Genomic DNA, 2,894 nt, shown 5'->3' with positions numbered 1-2,894 from the left:
GCCGTCGAACGCCACCTGCGGGAGTACTTCGCGGCGCATAAGGACGGTATCCCGGCGGCGGGCCTCTATGACCGCATCCTGCGAGAGGTCGAACGCCCGCTGCTGTCCCTGACCGCGACGCGGGGCAACCAGATCAAGGCGGCGCATATGCTGGGGCTTAACCGGAATACGCTGAGGAAGAAGATCAGGGATTTGGATATACAGGTGGTGCGGGGGTTGAAGTAGAGGTAGAAAATTCGTAGATCAAGTCTAAGGCTCGCCCTGACTGAAAAGGCTTCTAATCCTATTCTGTCAGGGTGAGGCTTACACTTCAACTTTACCTATGGCATACACCCGTGTTTCGAATAGCAGTGCTGGAAATTCGAGTTAACGTGAGAATCCATAAAGTTTTCTTAATCGAGTTTTAAGGATTGGATCGTTTGAAAAAGTGCAGTGCCTGGCAAGAGATCTTGCTAGCTGGCATCTACTTCCTGTGTATTGCGTGTAATTTTTGCAATGATTGTGAAATAAAGGTATGATATAGTCCTTCCCAGATACGTACTTATTCCAATTTTCAGTAGAAATAAGCGAGCGAATTTTTCTGCCTTCCTGGAGGAATTTATTTTTGTTTGAATTATCAATGCATTCTTTTATGATTTCCCTCCTAACAAGTCGCAATTGATCTCTCTTAACACGCAAGGCCTTTGGATCATAGAAACGACCGATTCCATTAGAAACCGAAGCCACCGTCGGCGCGAGCTTTCTTGCGATTGCATATAAGATAAAGAGGGGAAGCAAATATCGCTTTGCTACATGCACAGCCTCCTGAAGATTACAGACTTCATGAATGTCTTCTGGACAATGCGCCGCTGAGTGTTCGGAAACAACTTTTGCTAATGAATTTAACTCGAAAACGACATTCTCAATGCAATATGCACCTACTTGGTGTAAGTTTTTAATCTTAGTTCTTGGGCCCTTCATTATGATTGACATGTCAGCGTCAATCAGAAACAAGCGCCTCTTGTCTGACTTTGCAGCCATGGCGTGGGCCCGATTTATTACCTGTTGACGACCGCCCAGCGGAATAGGAAACCATTTAGGTAGATCTTTACCAATTGCCGCATGCATAAGAAACCTATACAAATTGACTTGTGAAACATCTTCTACATAGAGTTCCCATTCCGGATTATATTGACCCAGAAGGACAGCCATACCAGGAGCAGCTTGTGGGGGATAACTAGGCGGTAAGTGCGACACACTTGTCCTCGCGATCCATGATGATTGAGGGTGAATGAGTGGCTAGAATGATTTGAGTGGACGGACTTACCCTCTGTATCGCGTCGACAAATTGCATTTGCCAAGCTAGATGCAAAGACAGTTCAGGCTCGTCAATAATCAATATGTCACGTTCACCTCGGATATTTCTAAACGCCAAATGTGTTATAAGTACAAAAATTTGTCTTTCTCCCGAACTTAGCGATCTGACATCGCCAACCGACTCATTTGGGAGTCGTACAGAAAGTCGACCACTTGATGAGAATTCGAATTTTTTCCCAGAATCTTTGATAAAATCGTTCACAATAGATAAATATTCAGAAAATCTTGAATAATTTTTTTCTTGATCTCTTTGAAAATCTTCCAGAAGTTTTCCAATTTTTTGAATAAATGGCAGGGCGGCTTCAAGCCGACTGGATTCAACCATTGCATTCATTTCGGTGTCAGTAAATGACCTGGAATGAAAGTCGATTCCGAGGGTCTTTTCCTTTTCCATTATCAGGGCATCAAAATACTTTGATATCACTTTCTCTATTTCTTTTTTATCTCTCGCTATCATTGCATAAGATGAAGCAATTTGCTGCCTTAGTTGCTTGTACGAAGCAATTTTCTTACGTATCTCGATTTTAGACGATGTAAATGCACTGCCGTGAAATGAGGATAGATCTGCCGGCTGAAACAAAATTAAAGGAATTTGCTCTTTAATTTTTACTGCTGCAACATCCCTCTCTCGCTGATACTCAGCGTACGCTTCGCGTGCAATCTCTTCCGCATCTACAAGGCTAGAGTCCAGATGGGTGCGTGAATTGATTTCTCGCCTTCTGTCTACCAACCCCATTCTATTTTCTTCCACTGGTGGAGTAAGGGTCGTTCTGTCAAGCCCAAGAAAGAGAGGCTTTTTTATTGATTTAATGTATTTCATAATGTGAATATGCCCTTCTGGTGGGTTTATTCGGGCATTTCGCATAATGAAGTCGTCATCAATTTTTCCGGCAAACTGATCTCTTTGTAGGTAATCAATAGGTGGAAGTATTACATCTACAGAAATGGTAGTGTCTTTGTTAAACTTAACGCTAAACTTTAAAGTATCTACATGACGGATAGATTGAATAAATATTGAACCTCTGTTTTCATCGCGCAGATTTATTGATAAAATATTAAATCGCGTGCGCGCAAGCCACGAGATATCAAAATTCATCAAAGCAACCATTCCTCGGATGGCAGTCGTCTTTCCTTGGCCATTTATACCATGGAGGAAGGTCAGATCTGGATTGATAGTAATATCAAAATTTAAGTAGCCATGAACGCCTTCGGCTCTAAACCTGTTGATCTGCATTGAAGCCATTCCTTAAATTTCGCTTCCAGTTTGAACGATTTTTAGGGGGCGTCAAGAGTAATTATTTCATTTATCATACATGTATGTTTTTCTTTTTTTATATTTTATCGCTTTTCAAAAATATGGAGTTTCTATTCTATTTATTATTATTATTTAAATGTAACCCTGTTTAATCTTAAATTTTATCTTTACAAGAAAAAGGCACTACACCCTGTTGCAGCTTTATCACGTTGCGGGCTGGCGTCCGGTGTAGCTTTCTGGTAACAGTGTCCCCCTGGTTCCGACAGCCCAAGGCAGACGCTTT

The 2,894-nt window shown here is 41.9% G+C and carries 3 protein-coding genes; 1 reads left to right on the top strand and 2 read right to left on the bottom strand.

Annotated elements, in window-relative coordinates:
- Nucleotides 1-225: helix-turn-helix domain-containing protein (locus Q0072_RS06590; RefSeq protein ID WP_298327451.1), on the top strand; the 225-nt coding region annotated here is incomplete at its 5' end.
- Between the two features lie 141 nt (nt 226-366).
- On the opposite strand, the gene Q0072_RS06585 is transcribed toward Q0072_RS06590, so the two are convergent.
- Together Q0072_RS06585 and Q0072_RS06580 are read right to left on the bottom strand one after the other, a co-directional pair.
- Nucleotides 367-1,191, bottom strand: a complete 825-nt coding sequence (locus tag Q0072_RS06585) for a DUF4435 domain-containing protein (RefSeq protein WP_298327448.1) — start codon at nt 1,189-1,191, stop codon at nt 367-369.
- A gap of 25 nt (nt 1,192-1,216) precedes the next feature.
- Nucleotides 1,217-2,590 carry an AAA family ATPase gene (locus Q0072_RS06580; RefSeq protein WP_298327445.1) on the bottom strand — a complete coding sequence of 458 codons (1,374 nt, stop codon included), beginning with the start codon at nt 2,588-2,590 and terminating at the stop codon, nt 1,217-1,219.
- Nucleotides 2,591-2,894 lie beyond the last annotated feature (304 nt).

This window comes from Asticcacaulis sp., from assembly GCF_027484505.1.
Classification (GTDB): Bacteria; Pseudomonadota; Alphaproteobacteria; order Caulobacterales; family Caulobacteraceae; genus Asticcacaulis.
The sequence above is the reverse complement of the archived record's forward strand: the minus strand, read 5'-3'. Positions and strand labels throughout refer to the sequence as shown.

Bases quoted from the DNA above. Each gene is read 5' to 3' on its own strand.
- Q0072_RS06585 (WP_298327448.1), bottom strand. From the start codon at position 1,191: ATGGCTGTCCTTCTGGGTCAATATAATCCGGAATGGGAACTCTATGTA.
- Q0072_RS06580 (WP_298327445.1), bottom strand. From the start codon at position 2,590: ATGCAGATCAACAGGTTTAGAGCCGAAGGCGTTCATGGCTACTTAAAT.